The 20,221-nt window shown below is 60.8% G+C and carries 20 protein-coding genes and 1 pseudogene; 12 read left to right on the plus strand and 9 right to left on the minus strand.

Annotated features, from left to right (window positions below; all coding sequences use genetic code 11):
* The first annotated feature begins 65 nt into the window (after window positions 1-65).
* From ACSQ83_RS16540 to ACSQ83_RS16550, 3 genes are all read left to right on the plus strand, one after another.
* The gene (locus tag ACSQ83_RS16540) at window positions 66-1,397 is read left to right on the plus strand and encodes an EAL and HDOD domain-containing protein (RefSeq protein ID WP_436228901.1); all 1,332 of its coding nucleotides are present in this window, start codon (window positions 66-68) and stop codon (window positions 1,395-1,397) included.
* A 105-nt stretch (window positions 1,398-1,502) separates the two neighbouring features.
* Window positions 1,503-2,066 (plus strand): peroxiredoxin, encoded by a 564-nt coding sequence (locus ACSQ83_RS16545; RefSeq protein ID WP_414952278.1) that lies wholly within the window; start codon window positions 1,503-1,505, stop codon window positions 2,064-2,066.
* A gap of 28 nt (window positions 2,067-2,094) precedes the next feature.
* Entirely contained in the window at window positions 2,095-2,571 is a 477-nt protein-coding gene (locus ACSQ83_RS16550) for a hypothetical protein (protein WP_436228902.1), read from the plus strand.
* A gap of 76 nt (window positions 2,572-2,647) precedes the next feature.
* Here the strand turns inward: ACSQ83_RS16550 and cydB are convergent, their stop codons facing one another.
* Together cydB and ACSQ83_RS16560 are read right to left on the minus strand one after the other, a co-directional pair.
* Window positions 2,648-3,655: a cytochrome d ubiquinol oxidase subunit II gene (gene cydB / locus ACSQ83_RS16555; RefSeq protein WP_436228903.1), complete on the minus strand. Its 1,008-nt coding sequence runs from the start codon at window positions 3,653-3,655 to the stop codon at window positions 2,648-2,650.
* Window positions 3,652-5,127: a cytochrome ubiquinol oxidase subunit I gene (locus ACSQ83_RS16560; RefSeq protein ID WP_436228904.1), complete on the minus strand. Its 1,476-nt coding sequence runs from the start codon at window positions 5,125-5,127 to the stop codon at window positions 3,652-3,654. Before ACSQ83_RS16560 ends, cydB begins: the two co-directional genes overlap by 4 nt.
* A 471-nt stretch (window positions 5,128-5,598) precedes the next feature.
* Between ACSQ83_RS16560 and sugE the strand changes: the two genes are divergently transcribed.
* The 8 genes from sugE (at window position 5,599) to ACSQ83_RS16600 (ending at window position 13,356) form a co-directional block, all read left to right on the plus strand.
* Complete coding sequence (gene sugE, locus ACSQ83_RS16565) at window positions 5,599-5,919, plus strand: quaternary ammonium compound efflux SMR transporter SugE (RefSeq protein ID WP_436228905.1); 321 nt, start codon at window positions 5,599-5,601, stop codon at window positions 5,917-5,919.
* A gap of 462 nt (window positions 5,920-6,381) precedes the next feature.
* Window positions 6,382-7,023, plus strand: coding sequence for a DUF4126 domain-containing protein (locus tag ACSQ83_RS16570; RefSeq protein WP_165092081.1), 642 nt, complete (start codon window positions 6,382-6,384; stop codon window positions 7,021-7,023).
* Window positions 7,024-7,130: 107 nt separating this feature from the next.
* Window positions 7,131-9,635 carry an ABC transporter permease gene (locus ACSQ83_RS16575; protein WP_436228938.1) on the plus strand — a complete coding sequence of 835 codons (2,505 nt, stop codon included), beginning with the start codon at window positions 7,131-7,133 and terminating at the stop codon, window positions 9,633-9,635.
* A 63-nt stretch (window positions 9,636-9,698) separates the two neighbouring features.
* On the plus strand, window positions 9,699-10,106 hold the full coding sequence (locus tag ACSQ83_RS16580; protein ID WP_436228906.1) for a group II truncated hemoglobin: 408 nt from the start codon (window positions 9,699-9,701) through the stop codon (window positions 10,104-10,106).
* Between the two features lie 263 nt (window positions 10,107-10,369).
* A complete protein-coding gene (locus tag ACSQ83_RS16585; RefSeq protein WP_436228907.1) occupies window positions 10,370-10,672 on the plus strand; it encodes a helix-turn-helix domain-containing protein in 303 nt (100 codons plus the stop codon).
* Window positions 10,669-11,892, plus strand: a complete 1,224-nt coding sequence (locus ACSQ83_RS16590) for a type II toxin-antitoxin system HipA family toxin (protein WP_436228908.1) — start codon at window positions 10,669-10,671, stop codon at window positions 11,890-11,892. The genes ACSQ83_RS16585 and ACSQ83_RS16590 overlap by 4 nt, the downstream gene beginning before the upstream one ends.
* 142 nt (window positions 11,893-12,034) lie before the next feature.
* Window positions 12,035-12,766 carry an alanyl-tRNA editing protein gene (locus ACSQ83_RS16595; RefSeq protein WP_436228909.1) on the plus strand — a complete coding sequence of 244 codons (732 nt, stop codon included), beginning with the start codon at window positions 12,035-12,037 and terminating at the stop codon, window positions 12,764-12,766.
* The gene (locus ACSQ83_RS16600; protein ID WP_436228910.1) at window positions 12,766-13,356 is read left to right on the plus strand and encodes a DUF924 family protein; all 591 of its coding nucleotides are present in this window, start codon (window positions 12,766-12,768) and stop codon (window positions 13,354-13,356) included. The genes ACSQ83_RS16595 and ACSQ83_RS16600 overlap by 1 nt, the downstream gene beginning before the upstream one ends.
* Before the next feature lie 4 nt (window positions 13,357-13,360).
* On the opposite strand, the gene ACSQ83_RS16605 is transcribed toward ACSQ83_RS16600, so the two are convergent.
* The 6 genes and pseudogenes from ACSQ83_RS16605 to ACSQ83_RS16630 form a co-directional block, all read right to left on the minus strand.
* Window positions 13,361-14,107, minus strand: a complete 747-nt coding sequence (locus ACSQ83_RS16605) for an SDR family oxidoreductase (protein WP_436228911.1) — start codon at window positions 14,105-14,107, stop codon at window positions 13,361-13,363.
* 22 nt (window positions 14,108-14,129) lie between these two features.
* Window positions 14,130-14,714, minus strand: coding sequence for a TIGR00730 family Rossman fold protein (locus ACSQ83_RS16610; RefSeq protein WP_436228912.1), 585 nt, complete (start codon window positions 14,712-14,714; stop codon window positions 14,130-14,132).
* Window positions 14,714-15,430 (minus strand): TetR/AcrR family transcriptional regulator, encoded by a 717-nt coding sequence (locus ACSQ83_RS16615; RefSeq protein ID WP_414952290.1) that lies wholly within the window; start codon window positions 15,428-15,430, stop codon window positions 14,714-14,716. Before ACSQ83_RS16615 ends, ACSQ83_RS16610 begins: the two co-directional genes overlap by 1 nt.
* A gap of 165 nt (window positions 15,431-15,595) precedes the next feature.
* Window positions 15,596-16,093, minus strand: a complete 498-nt coding sequence (locus ACSQ83_RS16620) for a diacylglycerol kinase (RefSeq protein WP_436228939.1) — start codon at window positions 16,091-16,093, stop codon at window positions 15,596-15,598.
* A gap of 303 nt (window positions 16,094-16,396) precedes the next feature.
* A complete protein-coding gene (locus ACSQ83_RS16625) occupies window positions 16,397-17,428 on the minus strand; it encodes a glycosyltransferase family 4 protein (protein ID WP_436228913.1) in 1,032 nt (343 codons plus the stop codon).
* A gap of 51 nt (window positions 17,429-17,479) precedes the next feature.
* Window positions 17,480-18,316: pseudogene (locus tag ACSQ83_RS16630) on the minus strand (UDP-2,3-diacylglucosamine diphosphatase); the annotation flags it as partial.
* 541 nt (window positions 18,317-18,857) lie between these two features.
* On the opposite strand from ACSQ83_RS16630, the gene ACSQ83_RS16635 reads away from it, so the two are divergent.
* On the plus strand, window positions 18,858-19,565 hold the full coding sequence (locus ACSQ83_RS16635) for a class I SAM-dependent methyltransferase (protein ID WP_436228914.1): 708 nt from the start codon (window positions 18,858-18,860) through the stop codon (window positions 19,563-19,565).
* Window positions 19,566-19,684: 119 nt separating this feature from the next.
* Here the strand turns inward: ACSQ83_RS16635 and ACSQ83_RS16640 are convergent, their stop codons facing one another.
* Window positions 19,685-20,221: an RDD family protein gene (locus tag ACSQ83_RS16640; protein WP_436228915.1), complete on the minus strand. Its 537-nt coding sequence runs from the start codon at window positions 20,219-20,221 to the stop codon at window positions 19,685-19,687.

Consider the following 20,221-nt stretch of genomic DNA (forward strand, 5'->3'; position numbering starts at 1 on the left):
GGCTTGGGCGACGGCCGCCCCTTGCATTGAGCCTGCGATCTCACGCCAACGCAGCCGGTCCATTCATGCCGCCAGTTGATCGGAACCGGCCCCGGCGCGCCGCGCACCACGCCGTGGGCACTCCCGCGGCGAAGACTGCCTCGCCCGTTCTTCGCGAGCCGGAAAGCGTTTATCTCGGCCGCCAGCCGATCATCGATTGCAACGGTGCGCTGCATGCTTACGAGCTGCTTTTTCGCGACAGCCCGGACAATCGCGCGCGCATTTTCGACGATGTGCAGGCCACTGCCCATGTCGTCGCGCGAACGGTGGGCGAGATCGGTTTGTCGGCGGTGCTGGGCGATCACCGCGGTTATGTGAACATGAACCGCGACCTGCTGTTCGATGACATCGTCCACATCATGCCGCCCGAGCGTTTCGTGCTCGAGATTCTGGAAACCGTCACCTTCGATGCCAGGCTTTTCAAACGCTGCGCCCAGTTACGCGCGGCCGGCTTCCAGTTCGCTCTCGATGACGTCGTGTCGCTCACCGATCCCTTGCACGAAGCGTTGCCTTACGTGGATTACGTGAAGGTCGACTTCCTTGCTACCCCGCGCGACGCACTGCCTGAACTCGCGGCCACGCTCAAGCAGCATGGCAAGACGCTGATCGCAGAAAAGATCGAGACGTATCAGGATTTCGAGGAAGCACGCAAGCTTGGCTTCGACCTCTTCCAGGGGTACTTCTTCGCCCGTCCGCAAGTGCTGGTCACGCGCCGCTCGAATCCGTCGCGTACGGCGTTGCTGCGCCTTCTGGGAGTGTTGTCGGGAGAGCCTGATATCGGTGAACTCGAAGCGGAGTTGAAGCTCAATCCGAACGTGGTTGTGCAGTTGCTGCGGCTGGCCAATTCGAGCGCGTTCAAACTGAGCCGGCCGGTGTCGTCGTTGCGCGAGGCCATTGCTGCGACCGGCACGCGGCAGATTTCGCGTTGGACCCAGTTGCTCCTCTATGCCGATGGCCGTCATTTGCCGTGGCGTTCGGACCCGCTGGTGCAACTGGTCGGGACCCGCGCGCGTTTCATGGAGCTGGCGGCGCGGACTATGTGGCCATCGAGTGAGGAATTCGCCGATGCCGCCTTCATGACCGGCATCTTTTCGCTCGTGCATGTAGTGGTCGATTTGCCGCCGGCCGAGATCATGGATTTGCTGAAGTTATCGAAAGAAATGGGTGCGGCGATCGTCGATGGCCAAGGTCCGCTCGGCGCGCTGTTGCGACTCTCTCAGGCGATGGAAAGAGGCGATGCGCCCGAGCTCGATTCAAGCATTGGTTCAAGCGTGGATTTCAAGGTGTTGACCCCCGCCGTGCTTGCCGACCTGCAGGTCGAGGCGGCCACGTGGTTTGGTGCGCATCGGGTGGAGTAGGGATTGGTGGTATCAGGTTTGCTGCGTTCGCTACGTTTCTTACGTGAGCGGAGCGGTTCCGAAGTTTGTCCTGTCGTGTGCGGGTCACGAAAATGGAGGAGTCTCATGAAGCGAAAGTTTGCTGGGAGAATGCTGGGGGTGTCGCTAGGCGCCGCGCTCGCGGTGTACGCACTGGTGGCTTATGCCACGCTCAAGCCCGGCGATCACGCGCCGGTGTTCACAGCGCAGGCGTCGCTGGGCGGCAACGTGTACGACTACTCGCTCGCGAACGAATTGAAGAAGGGGCCGGTCGTCCTGTATTTTTATCCGGCTGCGTTCACGAAGGGCTGCACGATCGAGGCGCATGAGTTCGCGGATGCCGTCGATGAATACAAGGCGCTGGGTGCAACGGTCATTGGTGTGTCGCACGACAATATCGACACGTTGAAGAAGTTTTCTGTGAGCGAATGCCGGAGTAAATTCCCGGTCGCCGCCGACGGTGATGCAAAAATCATCAAGCAATACGATGCAACCATGCCGCTAGTCAGTTCCATGGCTAATCGCGTGTCATACGTGATCGCGCCGGATGGCACCGTGATCTATGAATATACGAGCCTGTCGCCGGACAAGCATGTGGCGAACACGCTGCAGGCGCTGAAAGACTGGAACGAGAAGCATAAGACCCAATAACATGACCCGCCCTGTAAGGTTTTGATCGATGCCGATTATTGTTGCGCTCGTTGTCCTGGTTGCCGTGATCTGCGGCGCGTTTTGGTCGTTCCATGCGTTATCGGCGGCGTTCGGCGTGAGTGTTGCGATTGCTGCTGCGGTAATCGCGGCGCTGGTAGCGGCGGGCGTCGCCGTGTATTTCTGGCTGCGATGGAAAGAAGTCGCACCGAATGTCCACGATGGCGACTGGACGCACGAGCTCAAGCGGGATTGGGGCGGCGTGCGGCTCGCGGCGGCCAAGCGTTTGTGCGAGGTGCGCGTGGGCGGCCAGGTCGGCATGTATATTTTTGCGGACCTGCGTGGAGCGCGGATGGAGCCGGGTGTGTCTGGCGCTGCGAACCCATGGCAAGTGGCGCTGAATGTGAAGGATTCAACGCAGCCACGCTGGAATCTGCCCATGCAAGACCGGCGCGAAGCGCACAAGTGGAGCCGGATTTTGGAGAAGGCCGCGGCTCAGACTTTGTGACGGGTTGTCGTTCGCGTGAGCCGGGATACCATCCACGTTTGTCGGCAGTATCCGGGCTCGTTCCCCGCAGATCGAGCTACATGTGATACCCCATGTCGCCGCGTACCTTGCCGCGAAATACCCAATACGACCACACCACATAAAGCACGATAACGGGTAGCAGGAACATCGTGCCGATCAGCAGGAACTGTTGCGAAAGCGGCGTCGTGGACGCGTCCCACAGCGTTACCGACGGAGGCGCGATAAAAGGCCAAAGGCTGATCACCAGTCCTGTGAAGGCCAAAAAGAACAAGCCAATCGAGCACATGAACGGGACCACTTCGCGGCGTTTCTCAAGCGATGTCCACAATGTCCAGATCAGCAGCGCCGTCAGCACCGGCACCGGCGCGAACACGAAGCTGTCCGGAAAACTGAACCAGCGCGCCGATATCCGCGCGTCCTTCAGCGGCGTCCAGATACTGATCAGCAAGATGAACGCGACCACGCCGAACACCACTTTCTTGGCCGTGCCACGCGCCCATTCCTGCAACTCGCCTTCCGTTTTAAGCACGAGCCAGGTCGTGCCCTGCAGCGCATAACCGAAGATCAGCCCGACCCCTGTCAGCAGCGGAAACGGCGCGATCCAGTCCCAGCTTGTACCGGCAAACACGCGTCCGTGAATGGGAAAACCCTGCATGAACATGCCGAGCACAACGCCCTGCGAGAACGTTGCGACCAGCGAACCGTACCCGAACGCGCTGTCCCAGATCCACTTGCGCGCGCCGACCACTTCGCGGAATTCAAACGCCACGCCGCGAAAGATCAAGCCGAGCAGCATCAGCAGGATGGGGAAATAAACCGCCGGAACAATGATCGCGAACGCAAGCGGGAAGACCGCGAGCAAACCGCCGCCGCCCAGGATCAGCCAGGTTTCGTTGAAGTCCCAGACGGGTGCGACCGAGTTGATCATCAACTGGCGTTCAACGGGGTCTCGACGCAGCAGGAAGACCATGCCCACGCCGAGATCGAAGCCGTCGAGCAGCACGTACATGAATACCGCGAGTGCGAGGATGGCGGCCCACATCGGTACGAGGTCGAGCATCATGATCTCCTGGAAGGGGGAACGACGTCGTCCGGGCCGACGGATTTGGCCGCGCTTGCGCTGCGCGCTGAGCCACCCGATGCACTAGCCGATGCCGCCGATAACGGCCGCGCCGCGCGCGTTTCCGGTTGCAGGAGGTCGTTGTCGGTATCGACGTGTTCATCGGCGGGGCCGATCCGCACGAGCCGCCGCAACAAGATAAAACCCGAGCCGAAGATGACGATATACGCGAGCACATAAAGCAGCCACGAGAGCCCGACATCGCCCGCTGTCAGCGACGGCGTGACCGAGTCCTTCGTGCGCATCAGTCCGTACACGGTCCAGGGCTGGCGACCGGCTTCGGTCGTCGTCCACCCCGCCAGCACGGCGATAAACCCCAGCGGCATGCCATACGTGGCGCATCGCAGCCAGCGGGTACTTGCCTCAAGCTTGCCGCGCGCGAACAGCACGATGCCCGAGAGCACGAGCGCGAACATCAGCAACGCGATACCAACCATGATCCGGAACGCGAAGAACACGACCGCCACGTTCGGCCTGTCCTCGCGCGGGAAGTCCTTCAGGCCGCGCACCGTGCCGTTCAGGCTGTGCGTGAGGTAGATGCTGCCGAGCACCGGTATCGAAATTTCGAAATCGTTGCGCTCGTTGGCCTGGTCAGGAATTGCGAAGATGGCGGCGGGCACGGGCGAACTGGTGTTCCACAGGCCCTCCATGGCGGCGACCTTGACCGGCTGATGTTCGAGCGTGTTAAGACCGTGCGCATCGCCGATAACCATCTGCACCGGCACCATGATCACCAGAAAGATCAGCGCCATCTTGGTCATCACGCGGCTTTCCTCGAGCGCGCGACGCTGCCGCAAATAAAGCGCGCCGACGCCGAGAATCACGAACGCGGCCGTCACCAGGAAGGCGCTGACTGTATGACCGAGACGATAAGGGAAGGAGGGCGTAAAGATGGCGTCGAAGAAACTCGTGACTTCGAAGCGGCCGTCGGGAAGGATCTTGTAGCCGGCAGGCGTCTGCATCCAGCTATTCACCGCGAGAATCCAGAACGACGAAATCACCGTCCCCGACGCGACGAAAACCGCTGCCAGCACGTGCGCCCATTGCGGTACGAGCTTGCGGCCGAACAGCAGGACACCGAGAAACGCCGCTTCGAGAAAGAACGCGGTCAGCACCTCGTAACCCATGAGCGGGCCGATCACGCTGGCGGTGGCATCGGTGAACCGGCTCCAGTTGGTGCCGAACTGGAACGGCATCACGATGCCCGACACCACGCCCATGCCGAATGAAACCGCGAATATTTTCAGCCAGAACGCGGAAAGCCGTCTGTATACATCCCGCTTGGTGATCCACCAGAGCAGTTCCAGCGTCGCGATAAAACACGATAACCCGACCGTGAAGGCCGGTAACAGGATGTGAAACGCAATCACCCAGGCAAACTGGAAACGCGAAAGCAAAACGGCATCTAACGCCATGAACACTCCCGGTGCGAAGTTTCAAATGGGTTGATTCTGCGGTGCACTGTCCGCGTCCGGACGCGCGAATCCAGCGCTGTGGGCGCTATGTTGTGCCTGGTCGCGGCAGTGTTTCACGCATCGACCGTTGCGTACTGGTTTAGATTAAAGCAGGTTTTGGTGAAAGGACATTCCTATTTCATGTCGTCATTCGATGATGCATTCACTGCTCGAACGGATTAACGCAGCGCATAAAGGTGTTGGCCGCAAGGCTGCTGCGGGTTATTTCAGCTTTTCGACCTTCTTATATCCCGATGTAAAACGCGGCGTAACACCGATTGAAACCGGCGCCAATGTGGATGAATTCGCCGGTAGCCGGCATGCGAACCATTCGTCGTATCAGTATAATTACGCTTTCATTACATGCCGCATGGACGACCTTGCGCGCCTCTGAACACATCGGGGACGGCCCCGTTTTAGACGGGAGTTTCCATGTCGTGGTTTCTATTGCTGATCGCCGGCCTGCTTGAAGTGGCGTGGGCCGCGGGTCTTAAGACCTCCGAAGGTTTCACACGGCTCTGGCCATCAGTGTTCACGCTGGTCACGGCCATTGGCAGTTTCGTGCTGCTCGCAATGGCGATGCGCCAGTTGCCGCTGGGTACGGCTTACGCGGTGTGGACGGGTATCGGCGCGGTCGGGGCATTCGTGTTCGGGATTGTCATGCTGGGCGAAGCGCTGACGGTTGCGCGAGTCGCGAGTGCCGTACTGATCGTGATTGGGTTGATCGGATTGAAATTGTCGTCGGGGCATTAAATCCGACAATTCAACGCACTGCAGCGGCCTTTTGTCGCGGACACATCGCGCGTGCTCATCGAGGCGCTCGTTAAAGGCGTCGCAAAAATGACCGTTATAGAGTGCATTGCAGGGTTCGGGACTGAGCGCGCCGCTGTTTAGGGATTAAGGGCTGAATCAGGAACGTTGGATGCCGCCCACGTTCACTTATGACGCGATGCATTACCACGCTGTGCGTGGCTATAATGACTTTCAGTTGTCTTGAAAATCCTGAGAAATTTGCCGGGTTCGGTAGCCCCAGTTTGGGCACATGAATCTGGAACAACGCCAGAATAAGGTGGGCCGGGTCAAACCTACCGGGCCGAATCCATTTATCCCCAGCCTGTCGGGCAGCTTGAGCGGCGGCTCAGGCATTCGTAGCCGGATGCGCCGGAATCTGCCCGGCGCTCGGGCGCGGGGCGAGCAGCGCGCAAGGAGACGGTCATGCTTGAAGCACTTTCGCTGGCAGCGGGTCTTTCGTGGGCCAGCGGGCTTCGACTGTACCTGACGGTGTTCGTCGCGGGGCTGTTCGAGCGCATGGGACTGGTTCATCTACCCGATACCCTCGCGGTGCTCGGTTCTCCGTGGGTAATCGGCGTGGCTGCAGCGCTCGCTGTAGTCGAGTTTTTCGCCGATAAAATCCCCGCCTTCGATTCCCTCTGGGACGCCATCCATACCTTCATTCGCATTCCGGCCGGCGCGGTGCTGGCCGTCGGCGCGTTTGGCCACGCCGATCCGGCGCTGCTGACCGTGGCCGCGCTCGCCGGCGGTACGCTCGCGGGCGCCGCGCATCTGGCAAAAGCCGGCACGCGCGCACTGATCAATTTATCGCCGGAACCGGTGTCGAACTGGGTGGCATCGGCGACCGAGGATTTCGGCGCGCTGCTCGGCATCACGCTCGCGTTGTTCGTGCCGTTGTTGTGCCTCGTGCTGATCATCGCGTTCCTCCTGTGTGCGGGCTGGGCATTGCCAAGGCTCGTGAGAGGCGTGCGTGGCGGCTTTGGGCGGATGGCCAAGCACATGGTGCCCAGCGTCAGCGCACGCGTGAATCCCGGCGTGGGCCGCTTCAGGAGCAAGCACGATTGAGTACGAGTAGCCTGGGCGGCGAGCTGAAGCAGGATCCGAAGCAAGACTCCAAGCAAAATTCGAGGCGAGGACTGAGTTTCGCGCAGATCGCGCGCCAGTCGCTGCGGATGACCGCCCGCGACTGGCGCGCGGGCGAGTTAACCATGCTCATCCTTGCGCTCGTGCTGGCGGTCGCCGCGCTCGCGAGCGTCGGCTTTCTCGGCGATCGGATGCGCCAAGGGCTGGAGCGGGATGCGCGGCAGATGATTGCTGCGGATTTCGTCGTGCGCGCCGATCATCCGGTCGATCCCGCGTTCGCCGCAGAAGCGTCGCAACTCAAGCTCGATACGGCGACCACGGCGATTTTCCCCAGCATGATCAGCGCGGGCGTTTCGGCGAATGGATCAAACCCGCCCGTCGCCCGCCTCGCCGCGTTGAAGGCGGTTTCCCCCGGATATCCGCTGCGCGGCGCGGTACGCACTGCAACGGCCGTCGATCAACCAGGGGCGCCCGCCACCACTATTCCTGCACCCGGCACCGTCTGGGTCGACCCCGCATTGCTCGATGCGCTGAAAGTGCCTGTCGGCGGCACGGTCCGCGTGGGTACGCGCACGTTCAAGGTCGCGGCGGTCATCACGCGTGAACTCGATCGCGGTTTTTCGTTTGTCAGCTTTTCGCCGCGCCTGATGATGCGTGCCGATGAACTCGCGTCCACCGGCCTCGTCACGTTCGGCAGCCGCGTGACTTATCGGCTGCTGGTGGCGGGACCGGATGCGCAGATCAAGCAGTTCGCCACGTTCGCCCGCGCCAGGGTGGATGACGGCAAGCTGCGCGGCGTCGCGCTCGAATCGTTGCAGGACGGCCAGCCGCAAGTGCGTCAGACCATCGATCGCGCCAGTCATTTCCTCACGCTCGTCTCGCTGCTCACCGCGCTGCTCGCGGCGGTTGCCATCGCCATGGCCTCGCACCGTTTCGCGCGCCGGCATCTGGACGGCTGCGCCGCGATGCGCTGCCTCGGCGTGAGCCAGGGAACGTTGCGGGCATTGTTTATCGGTGAGTTCCTGATGGTCGGATTGCTGGGCAGTGCGGTGGGCGTCGTGCTCGGCTTCGGCGGGCATCTGGTGCTGCTGGACTGGCTGGGAGCGCTCGTCGATGTCGAGTTGCCGCCGCCCAGCGTCTGGCCCGCGTTGCAGGGCATAGCGACCGGACTGGTGTTGTTGCTGGGTTTCGCTGTGCCGCCGTTGCTGCCGCTGACGCGCGTGCCGCCGGTCCACGTGATTCGCCGGGAGCTTGGCGATGCAGGCCGGGTCGCGTGGATCGCTTACGGCGTGGGCGTGCTGTTGTTCGCCGGCCTGCTTGTGCTCGCAGCCGGTGAGTGGAAGCTGGGCGGGATCGTGGCGGGCGGATTCGCGGGCGGCCTGGTGCTGTTTGGCGCTATCGCGCGCGTGGCGCTCTGGGGCGCCGCGCGGTTTGTGCGCAGCGAACGCGTGGGCGCGGGAGTGGGCTGGCGATACGCGCTGGCATCGCTTGAACGGCGCAGCGGCGCGAGCGCGCTGCAGATCACGGCGCTTGGCATCGGTCTGATGTGCCTGCTGCTCATTGCCATGACGCGCAGCGACCTGATCGCGGGCTGGCGGCAATCGACGCCGCCGGACGCGCCGAACGAATTTCTCATCGATGTCCAGCCTGACCAGCGCGCCGGCGTGACTGATTACCTCAAGCAGCACGGGCAGGGTGACGCGGTGTTGTCGCCAATGGTGCGCGGTCGTCTGATTGCCGTGAACGGCAAACCGGTCAGTCCCGACAACTACGAAAAGGCCGATGCAAAACGTCTGGTCGACCGCGAGTTCAACCTCTCGTACACCACCGAACTACCCAGCGATAACCGCGTGACCGGCGGCGACTGGTACGGCACGGAGGGCAAACCGCAGGTATCGATAGAAGAGGGACTCGCGAAGATCATCCACGTGAAACTCGGCGATGTAATGCGTTTCGACGTCGCCGGCATGCAGGTCGAAGGGCCGGTCACGAGCCTGCGCAAGGTCGACTGGAATTCGTTCAAGGTCAACTTCTTCGTGCTGATGCCGCCGTCGTCCATCAGCGATTTGCCCGCCACGTTCATCACGAGTTTTCATTTGCCGCCGGGACAACAAAGTTTGATCGATGGGTTGATCAACAAGTATCCGAGCGTGACTGCTATCGATATCGCGCCGATTCTCGCGCAGATCCAGCGCGTGCTGGAGCAGGTCATTGGCGCCGTGCAGTTCCTGTTTGTCTTCACGCTCGCGGCCGGCGTGCTCGTGTTGTACGCGGCGCTGGCCGGCACGCGCGACGAGCGTGTGCATGAGTCCGCGTTGCTGCGCGCGCTTGGGGCATCGCATAAACAGGTGCGCTCGGTGCAGACCGCGGAGTTCGTGGCCGTGGGCGCATTGAGCGGGCTGATGGCCGCGCTGGGCGCGCAGGGAATTGGCTATGTGCTGGCGACGCGCGTGTTCGAGTTTCACATCGATTTCAACCCGTGGCTGGTGCCCGCGGGGATTGTGGCGGGCGTCGTGTGTTCGGGCGTGGGTGGCTGGATGAGCTTGCGCCGCGTGCTGTCGCGGCCCGCGCTGCAATCGCTGCGGGATGCCTGAACGACCTGGAAAGCCCAAGGTTGTTCATTGCGCCAATGTCCCGATAACCCCCAAAGAAAACGCATGACCGACGCAAATATTGAACAAGCGCCGCAACCCACGGCATTTGAACTCGTTGGCGGCGAGGAGCGCGTACGTGCACTCGTCGACCGGTTCTACGACCTGATGGATCTCGAACCGGAATTCGCCGGGTTACGGGCGTTGCATCCCCCGACGCTCGAGAATTCCCGCGATAAATTCTTCTGGTTCCTGTGCGGCTGGATGGGCGGCCCGGACCATTACATCAGCCGCTTTGGACATCCGCGTTTGCGTGCTCGCCATATGAACTTCGCGATTGCCTTGCCGGAGCGCGATCAGTGGTTGCGCTGCATGGCGTGGGCAATGGAAGACGTTGGCCTTGACGCGCCCTTGCGTGAACGCTTGCTCACCTCCTTCTTCGATACCGCCGAGTGGATGCGTAACCGCCCCTAGGGTGTTGGTTCATTGCTTACAAACATGGCTTCAAACCCCTGCGTGTAGCGGGCGTAGGCGAGTCCGCAAGTAACCCGTCTCCGCACTGCCCGCATTGCCCATCGCCTCGGTTAATCGGTAGTTTTGAGCCGGTTATGATCGATATTCAAGGTTAACCGACTTTTCTATGCCGGTTAACCAAGATGACTGTATTTGACCAAGAAATCCATAAACGGTAAAATTATGCCGGTAGTTCCGTGTTTTAGCTGCTAACCGGCATAAAAATGCACTTTAATCTGTCTAACTCTCAAGAAGTCGTAGCGGAGTTGGGGCAACGTCTGCGCGCGCATCGGCTTCTGCAGAATCTTCAGCAGGACGAACTCGCCAGCCGTGCCGGAATCTCTGAGCGGGCTGTTCGCAATATTGAGCGTAGCGGGCGTGCCACGCTCGATAACTTCGTGAGGGTCGTCATGGCTTTGGGGCTGGTGGAGGAGTTGGGCGGAATTTTTGCGCTGAAGCCCAAATCCATCAAGGCGATGGAGGCGGTCAGCGTCAAGCGCCAGCGCGCTTCGCGAGCGACAGAATGAGGAAGCTGAGCGTGATTTACGCGGGTTGGGGTGAGCGCTTCGAGCTCGGCCAGCTGGCCGACGACGGCACTGACCTCCTGTTTGAATACTCCGCGCTCGCGCAGCAGCGCGGCTTGAATTTGTCTCCACTCAAGATGCCGCTCGCAGCGACAACGTATGGAGACTTCCCTGCGCATCAACTGCGACTGCCCGGCCTCGTGAGCGACTGCTTGCCGGACGGCTGGGGCATGCTCCTGGTGGACCGGTTGTTCCGGAAGCTTGGGCGGGATCCCCGGCTCGTGTCTCCGCTGGACCGGCTGGCTTTCATCGGCGAAAAAGCGATGGGCGCGCTCGTCTTTGAACCCAATGACGGCGAAGTGCTGGTTCCGGAGGATGTTCAGCTGCTTACGCTCGCTCACGAAGTCCGCCAGGTGATAACGGATGACAGTGAGGCGCTCTTGCGCGAGCTCGCGCTGATGGGCGGCTCACCGCACGGCGCGCGTCCCAAGGTATTGGTCAACTATGACCCGCATTCCGGCCGGATGTCGAACTCGGAGCAAGGACTCGGGACACCGTGGCTCGTAAAATTCCCGGCGCAGCACGATCACAAGGAAGTCTGTGCGGTCGAGGCAATGTATGCGGCGATTGCCGTGGCCTGTGGACTTCGGATGCCCGCCACCAATTACTTCGATCTCAGTCCCTCGCTGTCGGCGTTTGGCGTCGAGCGGTTTGACCGCTCCAACGGGATGCGTGTGCCGATGCATACGGCAGCGGGCGCGGCTCACTCCGACTTCCGCGTGCCGCAGATGGACTACATCACGCTGCTGCGGCTAACGCAGTTCATGACGCGGGACGCGCGCGAAGTTCAGCAGGCATTTGACCGATGTGTGTTCAACGTCGTGTTCAACAACCGCGATGACCACGCAAAGAATTTCTCATTCGTGATGGCCGCAGACGGCCGCTGGCAGTTTTCGCCCGCCTATGACCTGACGTTCAACGGGGGCCCGGGCGGTGAGCATCAGATGGACATTTGCGGCGAGGCAAGGGCGCCGGCGCGCGAGCATTTGATGAACCTCGCCAGCAAGACCGGCGTTGCATCGCGTATGGCATCGCAGAGCATCGAACGCATTGCCTCGGTTGCGTCCGGGTTCCGGCACTATGCCAACGGCTTGCCAATCACTGAGGAGACGCTCGTCATGATGGAGCGCACCGTCAGGGCGAATCAGTCGCGGATGGCCTGACTCTCCGCTCAACGAATGGCATATCAGTCCGTGCCCGGCAGCCAGACGAGAGAGTGCGCAACCGCCCGCGCGAAGGCGCCTTGGCCGCAGACCCGCATAATACGGGTTCATTTTCAGCCGGCGACAGACCAGGAGATTCCCTATGAGCACACGCGCGCTGTTTCGCGAAGACGCCTATTTGACGCGTTGCGAGGCGTTGGTAACGGCTATCGACGAGCTCGGTATCCATCTCGATCAAACCGTGTTTTATCCGCTGGGCGGCGGCCAGGCCGGCGACGCTGGATCGCTGACGCTGGCGGACGGCACGCGCATCGAAATAGCGGACACCCGCAAGGCCAAGTTCGAAGGCGCCACGCCTGATGATGCCGTCCATGTGCCCGTGCCGGATCAGGAGGCGCTGCTCGCCAAGCTGAAAGTGGGCGATCGGGTGACAGCTGAGATCGATTGGAAACGGCGTTACCGGCACATGCGCCTGCATACGGCTACGCATCTGTTGTGCGCGGCATTACCCTATCCCGTCGATGGTTGCAGCATCACCAGCGGTTATGCCCGCATGGATTTCGCGACGGTCGAACCCATCGAACGCGAGGAACTGGAAACGCGCTTGCGTGAGCTGATTGGCGGCGCGCATCCGGTGGCGACCGAGTGGATCACCGATCAGGAAATGGAGGAGCGTCCCGAGCTCGTCCGCACGATGAGCGTGAAGCCGCCGGCCGGCATGGGGCGCGTGCGGTTGCTGCGTATCGAAGGGATCGATCTGCAGCCGTGCGGCGGTACGCATGTGCGCAATACGAGCGAGATCGGTGACTTGAGGATTGCGAAAGTGGAGAAGAAAAGTGCACGCACGCGGCGTCTCGTAATCGAGTTCGCGTGATGCTCGACGCACGCGCTCAAGCGGTGCTGGACACATGGTTCGGTGCGCCGGATTCAGCGGAGTTCGGCCACGCGCGCAAGGTCTGGTTCAAGAAGGACGTCACCTTCGACGCCATGCTCCACGAGCGCTTCGGCGCTCTGCTCGAGGAGGCGTTGGAGGGGCGGCTTGCATCGTGGGCGGCTACGCCGCTTGGCGCGCTGGCGTTGATCGTGTTGCTGGATCAGTTCACGCGCAATTGCTTTCGCGGGACGCCGCGCGCATTCGCTGGGGACAACGAAGCATTGAAGCTGGCGGATAAACTGGTCGATACACACGGCGATCTCACGTTGCCGACGATTCATCATCGTCTATTCGTCGCCATGCCCTTCGAGCACGACGAGGCGTTGGCAAGCCAGCGCGAAGCCGTGCGTCTGCTTCAGGCACTCTTCGATGAATCCGGCGATAAGGACGTGCAAGATTCTCTGGGCTACGCGCATCGCCATGCTGAAGTGATCGAGCGCTTTGGCCGATTTCCACATCGCAACGTCATGCTCGGCCGCGAGACAACGGCAGAGGAACACGCATGGCTCAAGAAGAAGGGCGGCTTCTGACGTTCTAACGCCCGCCCGCCACATCGAGCAATGCGCCGGTCACGTACGCCGAAGCATCGGACAACAACCACACAATCGACTCCGCCACTTCATTGGCCGTGCCAGGCCGCCCCAACGGAGTGAGCACGCCCAACTGCGCCGCGCGATCCGGTTTGCCGCCGCTTGCGTGAATCTCGGTATCGATCAAACCAGGCCGGATGGCATTCACGCGCACGCGTTCCGGGCCAAGTTCTTTCGCGAGGCCGATCGTCATGGTGTCGACGGCGCCCTTCGATCCCGCGTAATCAAGGTACTCGTTCGGTGCCCCGAGCCGCGCTGCCGCCGACGACACATTGACGATCGAGCCGCCCCGTCCGCCACGTTTCGTCGACATGCGGCGCGCCGCTTCCCGCGCGCAGAGATACGCGCCGAGCACGTTGGTATCGAAGACGCGTTTCATGCGCGCGACGTCCATGTCCGCGAGCGCGGAACCGGGCGCGACAATACCCGCGTTGTTCACGAAACCATCGATCGGGCCGAAGGCGTTCAGCGTTGCATCGAACATCGCGATCACATCTGCTTCTTCGCAGACATCGCCCTGGATGGCGATTGCGCGGCCGCCAGCGGCTTCCACGCCGGCGACGGTTGCATCGGCGGCGCTGCGGTTGGTCGCGTAATTCACGCCGACCGACCAGCCGCGCGCGGCGCATAACAACGCGGCGGCACGGCCGATTCCGCGGCTGCCGCCTGTGATCAACACTACCTTCGACATCGTCGAATTCTCCATTGAGATATCAAACCGCGTCGCGTTTCTCAGGCCAGCGGTCCACCAGCGGCGGTGTATAGGCTTTCAGCGATTCAATCAGCTTCACGGGATCGGCGTTGACTTGCAGCATGTCGAGGTACGGCGCGCGCATGAAACCTTCTTCCACCGTATGGCGCAGCATGGCGAGCAGCGGATCGTAATACCCGTCCACGTTCAGCAACGCGACCGGCTTCTCGTGATACTTGAGCTGAGCCCACGTGTAGGTCTCGAACAGCTCTTCAAACGTGCCGACACCACCCGGCATCGATACAAATGCATCCGAGAGATCCGCCATTTTCTTCTTGCGCTGATGCATGTCGGGCACGACATACAGTTCCGTCAGACCTTTATGACCGACTTCCTTGTTCATCAGCAATTCGGGAATGACACCAATGGCGCGGCCACCCAGTGCGAGGACTTCATCGGCGATGATGCCCATCAACCCCACGCTGCCACCGCCGTAGACGAGCGCGAGATCCGCTTCCACCAATGCGCGGCCGAACGCTTTTGCCGCTTCGGCATAGACCGGTCTGGCTCCATTCGCGGAGCCGCAATATACGCAGACTGCTTTCATTAACTAGGTTCCTTAGGGGCGCCGTCTTCCTTCGGCGCGCGGTAATCGGCAAAGACGCGTTCCGGCATTTTGCCCGACACGAGGTCGTCGAAAATTTGCCGTGACCGCCCGCGGAGGTACGGCGCCATCATCGAGATGATATGCAGGCTCGCCTGATGCAATTCCGAGCGGATGGTTTCCTGCTCGTTGTATTTGCGCGGATTCATGACGAACTGATACGACAGCCAGTACGTCGCGATCACGCCCATGTTGGTCGCGATCACCTTGATTTCCGCGGGCGTCGCGACCATTTCGTGATCGGCTACAAGGGCATCGCACAGTTGCTGCGCGAAGTTGACCTTATGGGTGATGATCTGCTTGAAATGCGTTTCGAGCGTGCGGTTTCGCGCGAGCAAGTCGTTCAGGTCGCGATACAAAAACCGGTACTGCCACAGGAAATCCGCCATGTACTGCAGGTACGACCACATCTCGTCAATCGTCGGACGATGGTCTTCCGGAAAACGCAGGCGCTTTTCGATCTGCTGTTCGAACTGCGCGAAAATGCTGTTGATGATGTCGTCTTTATTGCGGAAATGGTAGTACAGGTTGCCTGGACTGATTTCCATCTCTTCCGCGATGGTGGTCGTCGTGACGTTCGGTTCCCCAATATCGTTGAACAGCTTCAGCGATAGTTCGAGAATCCGTTCGCGGGTGCGGCGGGGAGGTTTGGCTTCCATGTCGTCCGGACCTGGTTGACCGGCTCCGGGTGAGGGCGGCCTGAGGCGGCCTGCGTGACGACGTCACGAACCCGGAAATCGGTGGCTATCTTGAATATCGGACGATTATAAACGGCTGGAAGGGCGCGGGGTCCGCGGGGCCGGCGGTTGCGTAGCGAACGGCGTTTAAAACAGCATCAGCGCCCATCGCCACAGCAGAGGGCCGACTATCAGGCCCCACGTGAGCACGCAGACCAGCAAGGCGACCATCACGGCCGCGCTGCCGAAATCCTTCGCTCGTTTGGACAGTTCGTGCCGCTCCAGCGAAATCCGGTCGATTGCCGCTTCCACGCTCGAGTTAAGCAACTCCACCATCAGCACCAGCAGCACCGATGCCAGCAGCGCCGCGCGTTCAACCGGCGAGACCGGCACGAAGATGCCGCACGGCACCAGGATAGCCGCGAGCGTGAGCTCCTGGCGAAACGCACTTTCTTCACGGATCGCCACGCGAAAGCCGTTCAGCGAATTTTTCATCGCGTGCCAGGCGCGAGTCAGCCCGCGATTGCCCTTGTACGGATTGAACGGCAACGGAGCGAGCGAATCGTCGGCGCTCAAGGGCTCGCTCGGATGCGGCGGCGAGCTCTCGATGTCGTCGTCTTCGTTGCTGAAGGGTTCCCGGTGTATCAAGAGCAGGGATTTCGCTTGCACTGAAGGTTTGGCTTTCACATTGCGCTTCTTTGAAACTTGCTGTGATTGGTGTGACGCACGCTTCGGCGTACTCGCTGAGCCGCGCTCGACGCCAGGCCGCGGCGCAGAAGTGCAAGGCGAGTCCGCCGACGACTGGTTGCAATTACCGTTGCAGCTGGGCGCATCACATGTTGGCATCATCGGCCGATGAGTCCCGACCCGCGCAGCTTGCCGTGACACCGCCACGTTGCGCGAAGAGCGCGGCGTTCCATCATGCCGCAGCCCCGCGCTCAAGCCAGATTACGCCGTTGCTTGTTTCTGCGTCGCACCACGCGTTGCAAGCGGCTTCAGATTCGACGCAAATTGCTCCGATGCCGCCCGCCACGAGAATTTCTCCGCCCACGCACGGGCATCGGCGCGTTCAATCTTCAGCGCCCGCAAACATGCTTCGCGCAGGTCTTCGTCGAGCGCACCCGGGCCATCGGTACCGAGCACATCGATCGGACCCGTCACCGGGTACGCCGCGACTGGCGTGCCGCATGCCATCGCTTCGAGGAGCACGAGGCCGAAGGTATCGGTGCGGCTCGGAAACACGAATACGTCGGCGGCCGCATAGACCTTCGCCAGTTCTGCCTGCGAGAGCACGCCAAGATAGTTCGCATTCGGGTAACGCGATTTCAGTTCGGCCAACGCCGGGCCTTCGCCCGCGACCCACTTCGATCCGGGCAGATCGAGCTTCAGGAAGGCCTCAACGTTCTTCTCGACCGCCACGCGTCCGACATACAGAAAAATGGGCCGCGTCGTGTTCAGGACCTTCGAATCCATCGGTTGAAAGATATCCAGATCCACGCCGCGTGTCCACAGGACCACGTTCGTAAAACCGAACTTTTCGAGGTCGTTTTTCACGACGGGCGTGGGCGCCATCACTGCTTGCGAGGGCTTGTGAAACCAGTGCAAAAACTTATAGGTTGCGCCGAGCGGAATGTGGAACCGTGCCTGCACGTATTCAGGAAAACGCGTGTGGTACGCGGTCGTGAACGGCAGTTTGTTGCGCAGCGCGAATGAGCGCGCGGCCATGCCGAGCGGACCTTCCGTCGCAATATGGAGCGCATCCGGCGCAAACTCCTCGATGCGTTGCGCGACGCGGCGGCGCGGCAGCAGCGACAGGCGAATCTCGGGATACGTCGGGCATGCGATGGTCCTGAATTCGAGCGGCGTCAGCAATTCCACGCGATGTCCCAGCGCAGTCAGTTCGCGGCTGGTGCTTTTCAATGTACGCACGACGCCGTTGACTTGCGGTTCCCATGCGTCGGTAACGATCATGATTTTCATTCGATGGCCTCGATAAGTGAAAGCATTCAGGCGGTTGATCAAGATGCTTGATCAGGCAGTTGCCCCGGCCTTTTGCGAATGGTGTTCAGGAGAACGCAGGACCGTCCAGTAGATGATCTTCAGCTCGCCTTCGAACGTCTCGACTAGCGCAGACAAGCTTTCCACCCAGTCGCCGTCATTGCAGTACAGGACACCGTCGATATCGCGGATTTCAGCTTTATGGATGTGGCCGCAGACAACGCCGTCGCAGCCGCGGCGACGCGCTTCATCGGTCATCACGTGCTCGAACTTCGAGATGAAGTTCACCGCGTTCTTGACCTGATGCTTGAGGTATTGCGAGAGCGACCAGTAGTTCAGGCCGAGACGGCTGCGCACGCGGTTGAACCAGCGATTGAGCAACAGGATCAGCGTGTAGAGCGTGTCGCCGAGATAAGCGAGCCACTTGGCGTGCTGGATGACGCCGTCGAAGAGATCGCCATGCACGATCCACAGGCGCTTGCCGGCCAGCGTGGTGTGAAAGGCTTCCTGGCGCACGTGGATATCGCCGAAAGCGAGGTCGCAGAACTGACGCGCGGCTTCGTCGTGATTGCCCGGAATGTAGACCACTTGCGTGCCTTTGCGCGCTTTGCGCAGCACTTTCTGGATCACGTCGTTGTGCGCTTGCGGCCAGAACCAGCCCTTGCGCAGTTGCCATCCGTCGATGATGTCGCCGACCAGGTACAGGTACTCGGAATCGTTATGGCGCAGAAAATCGAGCAGATAGTTCGCCTGGCAACCGCCGGAGCCGAGATGGATATCGGAGAGCCAGATGGTGCGGTAGCGATGGTCGGCGGGTTCGTCGTCGGGGCGAGAGGTGGTGCCCGTAGCGGTGGGGGGAGTGAGGCTCGCGCCAGTAGTTTCAGGGGAAGGGGGAGGCGCAACGTCGGTGCGGAACGCGACGGCTTCGGCATCGCGGAGGGTAATGGCTAACAGGTGACTCGCAGACGATTTAGTGGCCATGGGCACGCGCAACGGGTTGCAGTGCGGCCATTGCGCCATGCACACGTGACCGAGCCATGACAGTCACGAAAACTTCTTATTACTAAGGGTTGCGAATGTGCGGTGAGGAAGGAAAAACGCCTCGAATTACCCCGTTATTCGGTGTCTTCTGCGGAGTTGTCCGAGGCGGTCCCGTCGGCGCTGCGGGCGTTTGGCGTCGCATGACAACACGCTCTGTCCAGGCGCGATCTCGTTCACGACCGGGCTCGCACAGTTAGAAATTCCTGCGAAGGAAAACGTTGCTGTGGAGCCACGGCTGCGCAAAAACTGAAACAATACAACAGGCGCGCCGAGCGTCTTCACCGCGTTGGCATAGCCTATACTTTCGAATTTACGATGGAATCCTATGCAACTGGATAGTGGAACAGTGGGGCCGGTCGTTCGAATGTCGATGTGCAAGGTATGCAACGAACCTGCGCCTCTTTACGGCGTTACGGATTTCAATAAGAGCTGCGAAGAGCGGCGCGGGCGCTACTTGCCGCTTACCGGCGTGCCGGTCTATTACCATCAATGCGATGCTTGCGGCCTGATCTTCACGAATGCGTTCGATCAATGGAGCAAGGCCGACTACCTGCAGCACATTTATAACGACGATTACGTGCTCGTCGACCCTGACTACATTGATTCACGGCCTGCGGGCAACGCCGCTTTCATTCTCGATTTCATCAAGAAAGATCGCGCGTTGAGGTGTCTCGACTATGGCGGTGGCAATGGCGCGCTGACGTCGTTATTGTGCGCGGGCGGAGTCGACGGACATAGCTGGGACCCGATGGATGAACAAGCTGTGTCGCCGGCCGGCTCATTCGATTTCATCAGTGCATTCGAGGTTCTGGAACACACGCCTGAACCGCTGGCAACGGCCAAGGAAGCGCTCGGACTTCTAAACGGACGGGGTGTGTTGCTGTTTTCCACGTTGACGATAGATCACGTGGCGCCGCGGGGGATGGACAATTGGTACATCGCGCCTCGCAACGGCCACATCACGCTTTACACGCGACGCTCATTGCAGACGATGTTTGCGGGATTGGGATATCGGATCCATCATTTCAACGACAACCTGCATATGGCGTTGAAGGAAGCTCCCGACTGGCTGAGCTGAGACCGACAAAGGCGAGATCGGAGAGAACGCTGAATTTTCAGCGCTCAACAGACGCTTCGGAAACCTAAGGTATTTCGTCGGGCCGTGATCCACGACATTCCAACATCGCCAACGGCGGATTAACCCTTAGCCTGAACCACGCCCAAATCCACGCCCACGACCCGCGTTCCGGCCAGCCGGTCGTGCAAGAACTGTCGCGCCGGATCGAGCCATACCGCTGCTGCCCAAAGCACGATCCACACAGTGGTCACCACCAGCGTGGTCGGAACGGAAAGCTTGAGCAGCGGATGCAATGCCAGCGGCGGCAAGAACCACAACCACGCGAACACATACCGCGCGATGGCGCGAGCGGTCGAAACCGGCGCGCCACGCGCATCGACCACTTTCAGCCGCCAGGTTTTCATCGGCAGGGTCTGGCCGCCATGCGTCCAGAAGTAGACGAAATAAACGGCGAGCACAAACCCGATCCACGCCATCAGCAGATTGTGATGGGTGAGTCCGTTGCGTTGCTGGGTGAGTGTGCTGAACAAATATCCAGCGATGAAAACGATCCCGAACAGGATCACGCCTTCGTAGAGCATCGTAGCCAGGCGACGACGCAGCTTGGGCGCGGTCAATCCGGGAGACCCGACAGATTCCAGGGAGGATGCGCTCAC

This window comes from Caballeronia sp. LjRoot29, assembly GCF_964252755.1.
GTDB lineage: Bacteria > Pseudomonadota > Gammaproteobacteria > Burkholderiales > Burkholderiaceae > Caballeronia.

What these genes read in the sequence shown, in the direction of transcription:
- ACSQ83_RS16625 (WP_436228913.1), bottom strand. Translation starts at nt 17,428, where the DNA reads ATGAAAATCATGATCGTTACCGACGCATGGGAACCGCAAGTCAACGGC.
- ACSQ83_RS16600 (WP_436228910.1), top strand. Translation starts at nt 12,766, where the DNA reads ATGCTCGACGCACGCGCTCAAGCGGTGCTGGACACATGGTTCGGTGCG.
- cydB (WP_436228903.1), bottom strand. Translation starts at nt 3,655, where the DNA reads ATGATGCTCGACCTCGTACCGATGTGGGCCGCCATCCTCGCACTCGCG.
- ACSQ83_RS16610 (WP_436228912.1), bottom strand. Translation starts at nt 14,714, where the DNA reads ATGAAAGCAGTCTGCGTATATTGCGGCTCCGCGAATGGAGCCAGACCG.
- ACSQ83_RS16605 (WP_436228911.1), bottom strand. Translation starts at nt 14,107, where the DNA reads ATGTCGAAGGTAGTGTTGATCACAGGCGGCAGCCGCGGAATCGGCCGT.
- ACSQ83_RS16590 (WP_436228908.1), top strand. Translation starts at nt 10,669, where the DNA reads ATGAGGAAGCTGAGCGTGATTTACGCGGGTTGGGGTGAGCGCTTCGAG.
- ACSQ83_RS16580 (WP_436228906.1), top strand. Translation starts at nt 9,699, where the DNA reads ATGACCGACGCAAATATTGAACAAGCGCCGCAACCCACGGCATTTGAA.
- ACSQ83_RS16595 (WP_436228909.1), top strand. Translation starts at nt 12,035, where the DNA reads ATGAGCACACGCGCGCTGTTTCGCGAAGACGCCTATTTGACGCGTTGC.
- ACSQ83_RS16635 (WP_436228914.1), top strand. Translation starts at nt 18,858, where the DNA reads ATGTGCAAGGTATGCAACGAACCTGCGCCTCTTTACGGCGTTACGGAT.
- sugE (WP_436228905.1), top strand. Translation starts at nt 5,599, where the DNA reads ATGTCGTGGTTTCTATTGCTGATCGCCGGCCTGCTTGAAGTGGCGTGG.
- ACSQ83_RS16570 (WP_165092081.1), top strand. Translation starts at nt 6,382, where the DNA reads ATGCTTGAAGCACTTTCGCTGGCAGCGGGTCTTTCGTGGGCCAGCGGG.
- ACSQ83_RS16615 (WP_414952290.1), bottom strand. Translation starts at nt 15,430, where the DNA reads ATGGAAGCCAAACCTCCCCGCCGCACCCGCGAACGGATTCTCGAACTA.
- ACSQ83_RS16550 (WP_436228902.1), top strand. Translation starts at nt 2,095, where the DNA reads ATGCCGATTATTGTTGCGCTCGTTGTCCTGGTTGCCGTGATCTGCGGC.
- ACSQ83_RS16575 (WP_436228938.1), top strand. Translation starts at nt 7,131, where the DNA reads ATGACCGCCCGCGACTGGCGCGCGGGCGAGTTAACCATGCTCATCCTT.
- ACSQ83_RS16540 (WP_436228901.1), top strand. Translation starts at nt 66, where the DNA reads ATGCCGCCAGTTGATCGGAACCGGCCCCGGCGCGCCGCGCACCACGCC.
- ACSQ83_RS16560 (WP_436228904.1), bottom strand. Translation starts at nt 5,127, where the DNA reads ATGGCGTTAGATGCCGTTTTGCTTTCGCGTTTCCAGTTTGCCTGGGTG.
- ACSQ83_RS16585 (WP_436228907.1), top strand. Translation starts at nt 10,370, where the DNA reads ATGCACTTTAATCTGTCTAACTCTCAAGAAGTCGTAGCGGAGTTGGGG.
- ACSQ83_RS16545 (WP_414952278.1), top strand. Translation starts at nt 1,503, where the DNA reads ATGAAGCGAAAGTTTGCTGGGAGAATGCTGGGGGTGTCGCTAGGCGCC.